Source organism: Mesorhizobium sp. P3_A8, from assembly GCF_056402995.1.
In genome coordinates this window covers 419,550-433,707 of the sequence record NZ_JBFUGI010000002.1, presented here as the reverse complement: position 1 = coordinate 433,707, position 14,158 = coordinate 419,550, and the positions used below count along the sequence as shown (strand labels likewise).

The 14,158-nt window shown below is 59.4% G+C and carries 17 protein-coding genes and 1 pseudogene; 4 read left to right on the top strand and 14 right to left on the bottom strand.

Translation table 11 applies throughout. The features are described from left to right. Nucleotides 1–46 precede the first annotated feature (46 nt). The 5 genes from AC1DX4_RS06310 to AC1DX4_RS06290 all read right to left on the bottom strand — a co-directional run bounded on the left by AC1DX4_RS06310 (nucleotide 47) and on the right by AC1DX4_RS06290 (nucleotide 3,707). Nucleotides 47–1,057 (bottom strand): endonuclease/exonuclease/phosphatase family protein, encoded by a 1,011-nt coding sequence (locus tag AC1DX4_RS06310; RefSeq protein WP_477219497.1) that lies wholly within the window; start codon nucleotides 1,055–1,057, stop codon nucleotides 47–49. Between the two features lie 126 nt (nucleotides 1,058–1,183). Beyond that, complete coding sequence (locus AC1DX4_RS06305; RefSeq protein ID WP_477219496.1) at nucleotides 1,184–2,647, bottom strand: AMP nucleosidase; 1,464 nt, start codon at nucleotides 2,645–2,647, stop codon at nucleotides 1,184–1,186. A gap of 116 nt (nucleotides 2,648–2,763) precedes the next feature. After that, nucleotides 2,764–2,958 carry a hypothetical protein gene (locus AC1DX4_RS06300; protein ID WP_477219495.1) on the bottom strand — a complete coding sequence of 65 codons (195 nt, stop codon included), beginning with the start codon at nucleotides 2,956–2,958 and terminating at the stop codon, nucleotides 2,764–2,766. 39 nt (nucleotides 2,959–2,997) lie between these two features. Continuing rightward, nucleotides 2,998–3,150, bottom strand: coding sequence for a hypothetical protein (locus tag AC1DX4_RS06295; protein ID WP_202596399.1), 153 nt, complete (start codon nucleotides 3,148–3,150; stop codon nucleotides 2,998–3,000). A 215-nt stretch (nucleotides 3,151–3,365) separates the two neighbouring features. Next, entirely contained in the window at nucleotides 3,366–3,707 is a 342-nt protein-coding gene (locus tag AC1DX4_RS06290; RefSeq protein WP_475451663.1) for a DUF2147 domain-containing protein, read from the bottom strand. A gap of 438 nt (nucleotides 3,708–4,145) precedes the next feature. Between AC1DX4_RS06290 and AC1DX4_RS06285 the strand changes: the two genes are divergently transcribed. Further along, entirely contained in the window at nucleotides 4,146–4,412 is a 267-nt protein-coding gene (locus tag AC1DX4_RS06285; RefSeq protein ID WP_010915070.1) for an SEL1-like repeat protein, read from the top strand. 426 nt (nucleotides 4,413–4,838) lie between these two features. Next, on the top strand, nucleotides 4,839–5,960 hold the full coding sequence (locus AC1DX4_RS06280) for an ABC transporter substrate-binding protein (RefSeq protein ID WP_027041645.1): 1,122 nt from the start codon (nucleotides 4,839–4,841) through the stop codon (nucleotides 5,958–5,960). Between the two features lie 280 nt (nucleotides 5,961–6,240). Here the strand turns inward: AC1DX4_RS06280 and AC1DX4_RS06275 are convergent. From AC1DX4_RS06275 to AC1DX4_RS06240, 8 genes and pseudogenes are all read right to left on the bottom strand, one after another. Continuing rightward, nucleotides 6,241–6,378 (bottom strand): annotated as a pseudogene (locus AC1DX4_RS06275) (sunset domain-containing protein); the annotation flags it as partial. 407 nt (nucleotides 6,379–6,785) lie between these two features. Next, nucleotides 6,786–7,787: a DUF2806 domain-containing protein gene (locus AC1DX4_RS06270; protein WP_477219494.1), complete on the bottom strand. Its 1,002-nt coding sequence runs from the start codon at nucleotides 7,785–7,787 to the stop codon at nucleotides 6,786–6,788. 275 nt (nucleotides 7,788–8,062) lie between these two features. After that, nucleotides 8,063–8,485: a hypothetical protein gene (locus AC1DX4_RS06265; RefSeq protein ID WP_477219493.1), complete on the bottom strand. Its 423-nt coding sequence runs from the start codon at nucleotides 8,483–8,485 to the stop codon at nucleotides 8,063–8,065. Next, nucleotides 8,482–8,703 (bottom strand): cold-shock protein, encoded by a 222-nt coding sequence (locus AC1DX4_RS06260; protein WP_477219492.1) that lies wholly within the window; start codon nucleotides 8,701–8,703, stop codon nucleotides 8,482–8,484. Before AC1DX4_RS06260 ends, AC1DX4_RS06265 begins: the two co-directional genes overlap by 4 nt. Nucleotides 8,704–8,799: 96 nt before the next feature. Next, nucleotides 8,800–9,339: an HK97 family phage prohead protease gene (locus tag AC1DX4_RS06255; protein WP_477219491.1), complete on the bottom strand. Its 540-nt coding sequence runs from the start codon at nucleotides 9,337–9,339 to the stop codon at nucleotides 8,800–8,802. A gap of 1 nt (nucleotide 9,340) precedes the next feature. Further along, a complete protein-coding gene (locus AC1DX4_RS06250; protein WP_477219490.1) occupies nucleotides 9,341–10,408 on the bottom strand; it encodes a phage major capsid protein in 1,068 nt (355 codons plus the stop codon). Beyond that, on the bottom strand, nucleotides 10,405–11,001 hold the full coding sequence (locus AC1DX4_RS06245) for a hypothetical protein (RefSeq protein WP_477219489.1): 597 nt from the start codon (nucleotides 10,999–11,001) through the stop codon (nucleotides 10,405–10,407). The genes AC1DX4_RS06250 and AC1DX4_RS06245 overlap by 4 nt, the downstream gene beginning before the upstream one ends. Nucleotides 11,002–11,277: 276 nt before the next feature. Further along, entirely contained in the window at nucleotides 11,278–12,036 is a 759-nt protein-coding gene (locus AC1DX4_RS06240; RefSeq protein ID WP_477219488.1) for a hypothetical protein, read from the bottom strand. A 148-nt stretch (nucleotides 12,037–12,184) separates the two neighbouring features. On the opposite strand from AC1DX4_RS06240, the gene AC1DX4_RS06235 reads away from it, so the two are divergent. Further along, nucleotides 12,185–12,529, top strand: a complete 345-nt coding sequence (locus tag AC1DX4_RS06235; RefSeq protein ID WP_477219487.1) for a hypothetical protein — start codon at nucleotides 12,185–12,187, stop codon at nucleotides 12,527–12,529. Nucleotides 12,530–13,125: 596 nt separating this feature from the next. Here AC1DX4_RS06235 and AC1DX4_RS06230 read toward each other — a convergent pair. After that, entirely contained in the window at nucleotides 13,126–13,425 is a 300-nt protein-coding gene (locus tag AC1DX4_RS06230) for a hypothetical protein (RefSeq protein ID WP_477219486.1), read from the bottom strand. Between the two features lie 413 nt (nucleotides 13,426–13,838). Between AC1DX4_RS06230 and AC1DX4_RS06225 the strand changes: the two genes are divergently transcribed. Further along, nucleotides 13,839–14,000 carry a hypothetical protein gene (locus AC1DX4_RS06225; protein WP_477219485.1) on the top strand — a complete coding sequence of 54 codons (162 nt, stop codon included), beginning with the start codon at nucleotides 13,839–13,841 and terminating at the stop codon, nucleotides 13,998–14,000. Nucleotides 14,001–14,158: the final 158 nt, after the last annotated feature.

Here is a 14,158-nt window from a genome sequence, read left to right as displayed (position 1 = left end):
CATCGCAGCGCTTCGCAGCGTTGCGGGTGCTCCGTTCGATTGACGGTCAGCCGCGTGGCTTGGCTGGCAAATCGCTCGCCGCGAGCGCTGTGGCGTGCCCATTGTCAGGCTGCTTGTCGTCAGGCCTTAGCGTGAACTCGACCAGCACCGGCAGATGGTCGGAGCCGGTATCCTCCAGCCGGGTCGAAGACAGAATGGTCAACCCGCCCTTGCTGAAGACCTGGTCGATCGGCAGGCCTGCATAGCGGCGCAGGACGTCGGGCAGTGTCCGGTGGATCCAGGTCGGGCCGGCCGAAGGCATCAGTGTCAGCCCGCCGAGAGCCGCGACCCGCCGCACCGCCGCGCTCCACGGCACGGCGTTGCAATCGCCTGCCATGATCGCGGTCGGGCCAAGCCCGGCCAGCGTCTGCGCCAGTTCGCCGATCTGCCAGTATTGCTCCTTCGGCCACGGCCAGCTCAAATGGACCGCGGCAACATCGACGCTGATCCCGCCGAAGTCGACGGTGGCGGTCGCCATCGCGCCGCGCGGCTCGCAGCGTGGTGCGGTGTCGGCGGCAAACGGCCGCCGCGACAGCAGCGCCACCCCGAACATGCCGTTCGGGTAGGGGCACAGGATACGGTAGGGATAGGCGCTGGTGATGGTGCCAAGCTCGGTCGTCCACATCTCCGACACCTCGTCGAGGGTGATTACGTCCGGGTTGGTGCGGCCGATCAGCGAGAGCACTTTCTTCGGTGTCGGGTTGTTGAAGCGCAGGTTCATCTGCAGCAGGCTGTAGACAGCCTGATCGGCGGGCTTGGCGACCGCAGGCTGCGGCCAAAGCCTCGGCAGGGCGCTTGCCGTCGTGGCCAGGCAGGCGATGGCAAAGACCAGCCCCGCTGCCGCTTGCAGCCGAAACGAACTGGCGAGCAGCGGCAGAGCCAGAAGCGCCATAAGCACACTGAAGTGAATGCGGAAATGCGAGAAGGAATCGAACGCCGGATGCAGCGTGCCGAAGAACCCGGCCAACAGCGCTGCCGACAGTGCCGTCATCGCCAGGAATGCCAACCCAGCCGTCATTTTCAAGCGCGCGCCTGTTATCATTGAGGTCGTGTCTGCTAGATGCCGCCTGCGTTCGATCTGCTTACCGGTCAAATTGCGGCCTGAGCAAGACGACGAATTGCCTCGCTGTGGCATCGCGGACGCCTACTGGAACGCCGTCTCCGAAAAACTCCGGAGCTTGCGCGAATGCAACCGTTCCATCGGCATTTCCGAAAGCTTCTCCATCGCCTTGATGCCGATGGTCAGGTGTTGCGCCACCTGCCGCTTGTAGAACTCGGTCGCCATGCCAGGCAGTTTCAACTCGCCATGCAGCGGCTTGTCGGAAACGCACAGCAGCGTGCCGTAGGGCACGCGGAAGCGGAAGCCATTGGCGGCGATCGTCGCCGATTCCATATCGAGCGCGATGGCGCGCGACTGCGACAGGCGCTGCACCGGTCCGCGCTGGTCGCGCAGTTCCCAGTTGCGGTTGTCGATGGTGGCGACCGTGCCCGTGCGCATGATGCGCTTCAGGTCATAACCCGACAGGCCGGTGACTTCGGCAACCGCCTCCTGCAACGCCACTTGGATCTCGGCCAGCGGCGGGATCGGCACCCAGACCGGAAGGTCGTCGTCGAGCACATGATCCTCGCGCACATAGGCATGCGCCAGCACATAGTCGCCGAGCGCCTGGGTGTTGCGCAGCCCGGCGCAATGGCCAAGCATCACCCAGGCATGCGGCCGCAGCACGGCGATATGATCGGTGATCGTCTTGGCGTTCGAGGGGCCTACACCGATGTTGACCATGGTGATGCCGCCATGGTTCGGCTTTTTCAGGTGATAGGCCGGCATCTGCGGCAGGCGCGGCGGCGCGACGCCTTCGCTCGGCGCGGCCTGTCCGGCCTTGGTGATGACATTGCCCGGTTCGACGAATTCGGCATAGCCGTGGCCGCCTTCCGCCATCTGCGCCCGGGCGCGGGCCACGAACTCGTCGATGTAGAACTGGTAATTGGTGAACAGCACGAAGTTCTGGAAGTGCTGCGGTGTGGTCGCGGTGTAGTGCGACAGGCGGTGCAGGGAATAGTCGATGCGCTGCGCGGTGAACGGCGCCAGCGGTCTTGGTTCGCCGAATGGCACTTCAAAGGTGCCGTTGGCGATCTGGTCATCGGTGCCGTCGAGGTCGGGCACATCGAACAAGTCGCGGATCGGTCGTTTGATGCGTTCGGCCGCCGCGCCGTCGACATGGGTGCCCTCGAGGAAGGCGAAATGCAGCGGAATGGGCGTGGTCGATTCCGACACCGTGACCGCGACCCCGTGATTGCGCATGATCAGCCGCAACTGCTCGACCAGATAGCTTTCGAACAGAGCTGGCTGGGTGATCGTGGTCGAAAAATGCCCCGGCGTCGGCATGTGGCCATAGGCCTGACGTGAGTCGATCTGGGTGAACGAATTGGTTGTGACGCCGATCTCGGGATAGAAGGCGCGGTAGCGTTTGCCGTTGTCGCCACCCGCCGCGGCAAGCGCCGCAAAGGAGTCGCGCAGGAATTTGGTGTTGCGGTCGTAGAGAACCTGCAGTGCGGCGACTGCTTTCTCGGCTTTGTCAAAACTTTGCCGGCCAAAAGGCTCGGGCATGACGACAGATTCGATGGCTTGGGGGTAGATTCGCTTTTCCATGGCTCAATATAGAGACTTGGACGGGCGGTTGGGAGGGGTGTCGCTGTCGAAGGCGCCCAAAGCGCCATTTTTCTTTATCCCCGCTGCAGGCTGACCAGCAGGACGAAACCCACGCCGGACTGCCTCAGGGCCGGCGCCTCGATCGTCGAGCCGGCATCGGCGCGCATCATCGGCACCGCCAGAACCGGAGCGGCCAGAAGCATCAGGACAAGCACCGCCCGCGGCAGAAGCCGGAGGGTCTTGAGGGTGTTGGCGGCGATGCGGTCCATGGCTTTTGCTTTTCTCTTTGGATCTGTGTCTTTGTCGCTTCAGCGGCGAAAGTGGTTCACGCAATCGAATTGGCAGGAACTGGCTTTGTCCCAGGCGCGGGCAGGACGGCCCGCTTCGGCCACGAGGATGGCGAAGAACATTCCAAACAGGCTCATCAGCAGGCAGACGATGGTGAAGCGGCGAGCAAGCATTGGGTCGTGTCTCCTTCAACACGGGAGAGAATGCCCCAACGCCTCTGAACCGGCTCTGATGCCGGCGTTCATCTGCGGTTCAAATTGATTGACGGGATCTGACCGGGTCGTCGCTGGCCTGCGCAGCGAGCGGCAGCAGGGCAATACTCGACGTGCTGCTGAAACGAAAACGGGGCCCGCCAGGCCCCGTCATCATGTCGCAAGAATATGGTCGATCAGAGCTTGTGCCAGGTCTGGCTCTTGCAGATCAGTCCGCCGAGCACGCATCCGCTCATCTTCAGCGAGGTGCCCGACAATGTCGCCTTGCCCGAATAGGTCTTGTCGTTCGCTGGATCGGTGATGCTGCCGGCATATTTGTTGTCGCCGGCCGCTTTCAGCGAGCCGATGGTCTTGCCGGCATATTTTCCTGATTTGAGCGTGATGGAAAACGAGCCGCTGCCTGAAATGGCGGCGGTGTCGCCGGCTTGCGTCTTCCAGTTGCCTTCGATCGGATCGGCCCACGCCGCACCCGCCATGATCAATGTGGCTGCAAGAGCCAGGCTCACTTTTCGAAACATGTCTTGCTCCCTTTGGATAGCCGGCCGAATTCTCCGCCTCGCCGGTCTGCCGCTTACGCAAACGTAAGCTAATCCAGCTCCCGACAAAACAAAAGCGGTGCCGCAAGGGAAGAGTTTGGGATTTTGAAAGCGCCTGAATCCGGCCTGTCGCAGAGGAAATGAAAACGACCGGCGCGTGGTGTTTGTTTCCCGTGGTTAGCGGAGTGTTGATTCCGCCTGCGAAAATTTTCGTCAAATTTGGCGCAAATCGGCTGAATTGCTGACTTCGTATCCTTAACGAATTTGCGCGTTTACCTCTTGTTTTAGCTTTGTTTTCTTCAAATTAAGCACGCCATTTAACGACGGATTCAAGCCTGATCGGCATTCTCGAAAGCATCGAAAGAGCGGCCCGGACAAGACAAACGGAGGCAGCTCTCGGGAGCCAGACAGGGGACTAAAATGGCACGTTTTGAAATGCTTGAAGCAGGTTTCGGCGCCATGGGGGCAACTGCCCAGGCCGACATTCTTTTCGAACTGGGCATGATGTATGCGACCGGCCGCGACTGCGAAACCGATGTCGTTGCCGCCCACAAATGGTTCAACATCGCCGCCATCAAGGGCTCGGCCCGCGCCGCGGAACTGCGCTCGGAACTGTCGGCCGCCATGTCGAAGGTCGAGATCGCCAAGGCGCTGCGCGAAGCCCGCGAATGGATGACCATGCACTGAGTTCCGTCAGACGGGGACGCTCCGGCCAAGACCGCTCGAAGACGGTCGGGCCAAAACAGGGATAAGGCTGCGCAGACAGCCAGGCCACGGGCCATCAACAACAAGAACGCGGCAGGCCGACAGGTCCAGGCCGTGCGACGAACCATGATCCCGAAAATCGGGAAAGATCATGGTCAGTAGGAAGACAGGGAAGGCGACGTTGGGTTTCGTGGCGCGGGGGCGCTGGGGAAACAGCCCGACAGGCAAAAAAGCCACGACCAGCCGGAACAAGGCTGGCGTGGCTTTTTTGCGTGGATGAGACCTCGCAGGCCCAATCGAGCGGTGCCGATGCGCCTAGACAGGCCCAATGAAGGATGAAATTGTCCCGCCTCTCTAAGAAGAAGCGCGGCCGGGGCGGCCGCGCGTGAGTGGAGGAGTTCTATTGTCATGAAAAAAATGAGTATTTTGAGCGCGGCCATTTTCGGCCTGATGATGAGTGCGCCGGTCGCATTCGCCGACGACATCACCGTTTCGGTGGTCGGCCCGATGACCGGACAGCTCGCCACCATCGGCGATCAGTTCAAGCAGGGCGCACAGGCCGCCGCCGATGCCATCAACGCCGCGGGCGGCGTCAACGGCTCGATGATCAAGCTCGACATCGAGGACGACCAGTGTGATCCGAAGCAGGCTGTTTCGGTGGCCAACCGCATTGTCGCCAACGGCACCAAGTTCATCGACGGTCATGCCTGCTCGGGCTCGAGCATTCCGGCCTCGGCCGTCTATGCCGAATCCGGCGCGCTGATGATGAGCCCGGCTTCCTCGAACCCGGTCCTGACCGACGCGGCCGCCAAGGCCGGCTGGCCGACCATCATGCGTCTCTATACGCGTGATGACGCACAGGGCGCCTTCATCGGCCCGTGGATCGCCAAGAAGTATGCCGGCAAGAACGTCGTCGTCCTGCACGACAAGAGCGCCTACGGTCAGGGCGTGGCTGACGCCGTCAGGGCGACCATGAACGCCGGCGGCCTCAAGGAAGTCTACTATGACGCCATCAACCCCGGCGAGAAGGACTATTCGGCGCTCGTCACCAAGCTCAAGGATCTCAAGGCCGACGTCGTCTATTTCGGCGGCTACCACCCTGAAGCCGGCCTGATCCTGCGTCAGTCGGCGGAACAGAACCTCAAGTTCCAGCTGATCATGCCGGACTCCATCGCCTCACCGGAATTCTGGCAGGTTGCCGGCCCGGCTGGCGAAGGCACCATGTTCGTGTTCCCGTCGGACCCCCAGGCAAAGCCGGAAGCCAAGGCAGCTGTCGAGAAGATCAAGGCCGGCGGCTTCGTGCCGGAAGGCTTCACGCTGTTCTCCTACGCGGTGGTCCAGGCTTTCGCTGAAGGCATCAAGCGCGCCGGCAGCGATGATCCGGCCAAGGTTGCCGAAGCGCTGAAAAACGGCACGCCGATCAGCACCGTTGTCGGCGATGTCACCTTCGACGAGAAGGGCGACCTCAAGAACGCCAGCTACGACATCAACCAGTGGCATGACGGCAAATACGCGCCGATCGCGCAGTAATCGCTCTGGCGGTTAAATATCTAAAGAAATGGCCGGGTTCGTCCCGGCCATTTTTCTTTGAAAACATTGAATTTTTGCGACTTTTTAGCCAAGAATATGGCGGTTATCATAACCGCGTGTTGACGGTATTTTCCACACTGACAACAAAAGCCCGCCGAAGCGGGACCCTTAGCAGCCTCGGAACCTTCCCCAGTCCGACAGGTTTGAGTCTGGTGACGGCGGAGCATTTGTTTGTCCCTCAGGCGGATGTCGGGCCTCGTACCCAAATTCGCCGTCACACCTACCGCCGGGACTTCCGCCAGCCCGCTTGCCTCGCCTCAGACTCGCTGCAGAACCAGCGTTCGCCGAACTCTGGCCGGATGATCGTCTCGCGGTAGAATTTCTGGCCTGGCACGTGGTAGATGCGCTCGCCGGTATCTTGACCATTCGACGCGATGCGTCGGCAAGTTAATGGGATCAAGGTCAGGGACGTCGGCCATCCGCGCTAAGAGTGCGCGTGCTTCGCGCTTTTTGCCGCTCTGGAATAGGACGCTGGCCGTTCGGATATTGGCCTTCATAACGCGCACCAGCTCTTCGAACGAAGCAACCGTGGCGGTGGCGGCGTTCATCCCTTCCGCAGCGCCTTCGAGTTCGCTGGCCATCATAAGCGCGTGCTCGGCAATGTCGGCCTTTTTCATAGATTTGTGCGCCGTGGCGAGCATTTCGCGTGCGGACGCACGGCTATGCGGTCGCGCCGCGGCGCGTTCAAAATCAGTCATTTGGGTTTTCCTGAAAGAAAAGGCCGCCTCGAATGGGCGGCTGAGTTTCGGCACAACTATACAGGAATTACCCTGTCATTTTGTATTTATTGTCTGGCATAAGCTTGTAGTTACGAAACGTTGAATCGTTAACGCATTCTGCAAATTTTGCACGGAGACTTAGCAGAGCCTGGTGTTCGGTATCGGGTAGTATCGATGATATTGCAGCACCTACGTCAGTTAGGATGTAGACCGGGAAGGCAGGGCTTCCTTCGTGTTGTATCAGAATCGGATCACGCCACTCGACCGGTTCGGTCTTAGGAAAAGCCAGACCAAATTTACCGAGATATGCGATCCATAGTTCGGCCCCAGAACTGTCTACACCCTCAAGAAAAAGCTTAATTTGCCCCAACCCAGGCTCAATGATGAGCCCAGCTTCTGTGAGGCTAACTGAATCATTAAAACCCAGTGCACCAACAATGCTCTTTGGCAGGGAGTCGTGAACTCGAAAGGCACACACTCTCTCAAAAAGAGCGGCGGTAGCCGGATCGAGTTCATCGATCACTCTCATAACTTTGGCCGAGAATGTCCCCGGCTTTCGTATCTCAGACGCCAATACGCGTCCCCATTTCTCGCGCAAATCGTCGGTAGTTGCATCTTCCGCATATCGCTCAAAGCGATTCATAAAGGGATCTTGAAGCACCTCCGGCCCGGAAGAGGCTTCTGCATCAGTAGGCGGCTGCTGGGATAAGTCCTCGACAGCCGCAGCAACTACCGCATCCTTGTTGTCCTGACGCTCAAATACTTTGCCGAAGTGATTCTCCAAAGCCCGGCTCGCAGCTTCTGGATCGCCCTTGAGGCGGTCTATACCGATCTTGGTAACTGTCTCTATGACTTTCAAGCGGGACGCTGACACGGCTCTAGCCTCGGCGGTCTTAGATTCCATCGGAACATTCCATCGTTCGAAAACATTCCCCACCAGCCTGTCAAATGCAGCGACCGCCCTACTTCTTGCGCTGGCTTTGACTCCAGTAGGAGTTAGTTCAGCCGATACCGAGGTCTCTTTGTCGAGGTGGTCTTCTTTTTCCATGGTATCCGCCCAATGATTTATCCAAGGGAACATCGTTCCTAGGGCGGAAATTTGCAACGCATTGTTTGCAGAGTACTGACTATCGAAAATACTTCTCCGCCGCATCCTGCAGAGAGTCGAGCCCCCGGGGCCGATTAAAAATTCTACCCAAAAAATCGAAATTGTTACGGTTTTGCAGCGTTGCCCCCCGAAGCGGTCCAAGCCCCCGACCCTTCGCAAGTGCGAAGACCACGTTGGCTAACATATTGATTTAATTGATTTATTTACCGGCCAACTTACGCGGCCTCGAGATACCCCATCAGATCCCAGACGTTCTGCGTCTCGGCCGCCATCACCATCGCGGCGGCGTATCGCTTGGCGATCTTCAGGGTCTCAGGTGTGTTGATGGTGACGCCATCGCCGGCAACAAATGTGACTTGGCCGGTACCGCCCTGCAGCACAGAGCGCACTGTGCCAGGCGGGAATGGCACAGACGAATAGGGTGGCACGACGATCGACACAGGGCTGCTGCTCGTGGTTCGCACGAAGCGCTCGCGCGTCGAAAGCGTGAAGCTTGTCCCGGCGAAGAACTCGACCTGATCGGGCATGTCGACGATGGCGCCTACTTCGGCTCGAATGATGCCGCCATTGCGAACGATGATGGATCCGCCGCTTTCGATTACCAATCGATCGCTGTCTATGCGTACCTTGTCGCTCATTCCATCACCTCCACGTTGATCGCGCGCTGCTTGCCGGTGCGCTGGTCAACCTGGCTATCGAATGACACGCGCTGACCTACGCGCAGCCCATCGATGCTATCGTTGAGTGCTGTCACGTGCGCGAACAGATCGGCGCCACCATCATGGGGCGAGATGAAGCCATAGGCCGAGCCGGGGATCCACGTGACGACGGTCCCTTGCCTGTCTTGATTGGGCATCTTGATTCCTTGTTTGAAAGGCCGGCGATCGAAGGCCGACGGGCACCTCGATCGCCGGTTGGACCTGCCCGTCTGGCTGCCCAATTTTGTTTGTTGTTACCGGCTGAGCTGCGCGAAGCGGCGCTTAGCTGCGTCGAGGCGCGGGGTATTGCTGTTGGCCGCCGTCCGTCCCGTGATCAGGGCTGAACTGTTGGCCGCGACCGAAACAAACGAAAATTCCAGCATCTCGCTCGAGGTGAAGCGCTTCCCGCCATACGGCTTGGTCGGATCGATCGGGACGCTCTTCAGCGGCACAAAGCCAATCGATGTGCTGTTGATGACGCCGGCCTTGATCAGCCCGTAAACCTCGTCCGACTTTTGACTGACGCCAGCTTCGGGAAACTGCACAAGAGCGACGACCTTGCCGCCTTCGACATTGATGCTCAGCGCCTTGGCAATCGGGTGATCCGCATCGTGTTGCCAGAGCACCGTCGGCGATCGGCGGAAGGCATCGAGCTTGATGCCGGCCTGTTCGATAATGTCGCCCATTCGGTCGACATCGCCGGTCGACACGATGGCGCGGACCTGTCGGGATCCGATGCCATCGCCGGCAAACTTCAGGACCGCGTGAGCGGAGGAGCGTTTGATCTCAGCCATCTCAGTTTCCGATCAGGCCGACCAGCGGCCCGGCAACGGTGTTGCTGCCCAAGTCGTGAACGTTGATGTCGAAACGCGCCGTGGCACGGCAGCCGATTTGGTCGTACTCGAGGTAGCGTTCCTCAGTTGTTTTCACGGTCACGCCCCTGCGATCGCCAAGCGTTGCAGCCATGGACAGATTGCCGAACGCGAGCATCACCTTGCCGCTTTGATCGCCGCTGCCTGGCAGACTGGGAACAGGCTCGATGAGATACGATCCGTATTGCAGGATGGGCTTCGGGCCAGTAGGCGTCATTTCAAGCCCGACGACAGTCGCGCCGAGCCGGACAAAGGTCTGCCCGATGGCGTATGAACTGGCGTACCATTTTGCGTTGCCAAGGGCATATTCCGGGCAAGCCGCAACGACGGTGCCCAGATCGGTTGCCGTTAGCTCGGCGAACGTGTCGTTGTTCGTAGCCGCCACGATCTTCCCGGCGTCATGGTTGCCATCGATCAGCTTTGTAGTGATCCCGACGATCCCGGCATAAGCCGACGTGCCATCACCAAGCCACCCGCAATCATCCTCGAGCTTCGAGATCGCGAAGGCTGCGTCCTCGGCGAAATCCTGGCCAACATCGACGGTTTCATCCTCGCCGAGTTCACTGGAGAGACGTGACAGGGCCGCCGCTTTTTTGGCAGTTAGCGTAACACTGCTCCAAGAACGGTCCTGCTCAGCAATCTGGGCATTTTCGCCGACGAAGGCAGCCGTCAGACCTGTGTCGAGCCGCGGGAATGAGCGCGTGTCCGAGCCCATCCGTTTGACGTCCGCGTTGCGCCGAAACGTTCCAACCAGTGCGCGGATTTTGATGATTCCGGCCTCAACTTCAGTTGGGACGAGATAGCCGCCGATAGTGCCGGTGGTTTCACCTTGCGCCTTCTGGATGACGACGCCGTTTTTGACGCACCAGGCTTTGGCTGCGTCATCGCCTTCGTGCAGCGCCGCGCGGAAAAACATTCCGGCTTTCAAGGCTGCAGCGTCGTCGTCAAAGGCGCGGATACGGGCGCCGGTGTTGAAAAATTCGTGCCTCATTGGGCGATTTCCTTCCTGGTGATAATTCCTGCGCTGACGCAGTTTTCGAGAAATGTGTAGACGCCATCGCCGACGACAGGCGGGCCGAAAATCGGTCCGCTGGTGACGTCGCAAATCAAATTGGGATTTCCTCGGGCAAGGCGACGGATGCGCTCGCGGAAGTCGAAGGCCGCGGCGTTGACGCGCCTCAAAGTGAGAACAGCCAACGCACGTTGCCGGACAATCTCCCGCCAATCAGCAGCAGATTCCTGTAGCAATTCGGCAGCCGCAATGCGCCGCGCTTGGTTCTCCTGTTCGGCCAGCGCATCAAGAGCAATCTCGATCGCCTGCCGCTCAAGGATGATTTTTTGTAGTTGTTCGCCCGGTGTCGGATCACGAACGGCCGGAACCGGGGAACCGTCGACCAGCGCCGCAGCCCAATCCCGGACACCAGGGCCAACGATTGCTTGCTCGGGCCGAATACCGGCCTGCTCAAGCTCTAGCTGCGCGGCGAGTAGGTCCTTTGCGCGAGCCTTTAGGCCATCCGCCTTGCGCTGGATTTCCTCGAACTCACGCGCTGCAGGGGCTGCCTCTGCTTTTTTTGCGGTAGCCATGTTTTTTAGTCCTTTCGCTCGAAACGCTACCCCCACCACCCCCGACGGGGCGGCTGGGGTCGATCAACAACCGCCGTTGCCAGCAGTCGGATTTTTGGAAGTGTAGGCGCACCCGAAAGGTGCACGATTGACCGCCCCCTGGCCTACTGGACCAATGAGCGCGTTACGCATGACGATGACGAAGCGTCAGGCGCAAAGAAGAGGGACGCCGAAGCGCCCCGATTTTCGTTGTTGTTGCCCTAAAGGGTTTTCGGGGCCACGATTTGGCACACGGGCCTAAGCGGCCCTTATGCGACCACTCTCTTTCCCCAATGCCAGCATCGCCCACCGGCCTGCCGCGAGCAAAGCGGCGCCTCCGCGGCGGTCCGCATGTCCACCTTTCGCTCCGAGAGCCTTGCCGACGTCAGCAACACCGCCTCCAGCCAAGATCGTTTCGATAACGGCATCGATCTCTGGAGGCGGATTAGCTGGATCAGTACAGCCGGTGAGCCTAACGTCACCCCTGCGCTTGCCCATCTTAAGCTGGCCGAGTCCGCCTATGGAGCCAAGGAAGCTTGCGCCTTCCGCGATTTCCGGAGGATGGAAGCTAAAGCGCGTTGCCGACGTGAAAACAGCGTCGGGATGTATCCACTCCTGCGACTTGATGGCAACACCCCGAGATACCGCGTCCCAATTCCCGGTTCGCGGTGGCTCCGGTTCAGGGTCACCGAGTCGCGGCTGTACTGCCGGCAGCGCTATATAGGCATCCAGCGAGCGCGGATCCGCGTTCTTGCCGCGCGGCCTTCCATCCTTGCGGCTGCGGTCGACGTTAAGCCCGGCTTCAATTGGTAGGTTATCGTTCGCGGCTTGCGGCAACCGCTCTCGGGCTACAAGCCACAGAGCGGCGGCGCCGGTGGCGTTGTGCTTCTTCATCCAGGTCAGAGCTGGGCGCCCGCCTCGGTATCGGATACGCGCAGCGGTCCGCTTTTCTGGAGGATTGGCCGTCAGGATGGCATCAGCCGCGGCAAGCATTTCTTTTCGGGTGATCATGGTCATCGGGTGGTCATCCCAATTCGAGGAACCGGCCAGGCCGGTTAGAGCCGTTCCGCAATGCGCGGGACGGGTAAGGTTCTAAGCATTCACGTCTATGGCCACTGCCGCGGGAGTCGAATACAAATAAAACGGGCTTAAGAAGGGGAGGACGATGCAGATTTTCTTAGTGCTGGCTGGCATTGCCGAGCTTGGATTTGGTATTTTAGTTTTCGCGGCGGGTCCGGCAATTACACAACAGATTGCTGGCATCATCCTGGTTTGCGCGGGAGTGGTCAGTTTAGCACTCGCGGAACTGGTACACATCGGACAGCGGATCGCACGTGCGACAGAGGCGAAGTTGGCTGATGCACCATTGTCGCCATCATTGCTGACCCAGACCTACGTTTCACCAAGCTCGCCTGCGTTTGGCGAAAAAGCCAAAGTCTGTTCTTTCTGCGGGTATAACAATTCTCCCGCCATGGACGTCTGCCGCTGTGGAAAGCCGCTAGCCGCCTGACGGACGTTGTCATTCGCTGGCCGCAGGTCTGGCCGGATCTTCCAAAGTGCCTCCCACGAAATCCGGCGAACTTGAACCGTTTCGCCGTTTGTCTCGACTGTTCTTGCTGCAGCCATTGGCGCCTCCCATCATGCTTCGGCCCGCCGCACTGTCGGGAAAGAGCTTGTGTACATCTGGCCATCCTCGCCTTCAGTGATCACGACAAACCGGCCTTGGTCATACGATTCATCGTGGACCACACCGACGACCTGGCAGGGGTACCAGTTTGTCTTGCCGCCCATTTGCTTGACCGGGTAAGCGGCGTCGAATGGCTCGATTGCAATTACATTGCTCTATCGAGATGTTACCTTTGATGTCGCAGTCCGCGCTTGCTGACGCCGCCGCAACCGCGCTTGCCGGTGCGCTATCATTTGCAAGATAGCCATATCCCGCCACGCCACCGAGAAGCAGCGCAAGCGGGAAAGCCATGTCCATCCTTGGGCCGCGGCTTCCGTACATCCCTGCCAGGATGTCAGAGAAACATGGAACCTCGGCTAAGAACGCCTGTACATTTTTAAGGAAAAGCCCGCCGAAGCGGGCTTCTCGGTAGCGCGCACTCAGGCGCCGCGCGTATCAAATTGCGTGCCGGCAAGAAGGCAGACCGCCCATGCCTCGTCATCTATAGGCTTGAGACTATCCGCCAGGATCATTCTGTCGCGCTGAGGATCCACATTCATAAAGGACCGCACGCCGTAAATCTCGCGCCCTTTGGTGGTCCTAACCCGCCCCATAACTAGCGACGGTAATGGCTGGTCTTTGTGAGTGATCCATTCGCCGAGTTTGAAGCGCCAGCTTACCGGTAGGCTAGGACCGAGCGGTTCCTCTGTCTGGCCGCAAGAGGGAACAAATTCCGTCATTTCAGTTCTCCAGATTTGGCCTCTCCAGGCCCATGCCGGAAGACCCGGCTGCCGGGGGAGAGAGGCGACTGGAGATCGCTGGCAAGCTTTTAGGCGCTTCGCCTTGGACATGGCTTGCCACCCCGGCCAAGAGGATTCTTGGTCCGCTGCTGCTTCGACCTTTTTGCAGGTAACCCCTTACCCTTGCCCAAAAGCATGGCCGAGAATCGGGAGTAACGCAAGGGCATCAATAAATTTTATTCTTGCGTGTCGTGCGTTAAGGCGCTTTCGCATAATATAGTGCAAGGCGTTTTCGCCTATCAAGTCAAGGTCAGTTATGCGAAAGCGCCTATTTGTTACTTTCAAGAATCCATATGGACTCCACAGTTATTTTATGGAATCCATATGTATCTGAACGATGCAGGGATACGTCCGTGAAACACGACCGCACATTCGATGAACTCACCCAGGCTTTAGCGCCCCGCACGGATTGGCGCGACACAGTCGGCGCGTTTGCTGTCGATCTGGCGGGCAAGTTGGCTACGGGCCTGGCGATCGGAATTGGGATTGCTGTCGGACGCGCGCTGGCGGGCTGAGACGGGTCGACCACATGACGCAACGTAAAGACTCAGCTATGTCTGAGGTGCGGCGGACCTGAAAAAGGGCCGTCCGGCCGGCGCCATTCGGGCAACCTCCCAGCGAGGGCGCCGGCCATCTCCAGCCTTAACGCTTATTCAATGCGCCTAATTTAGTA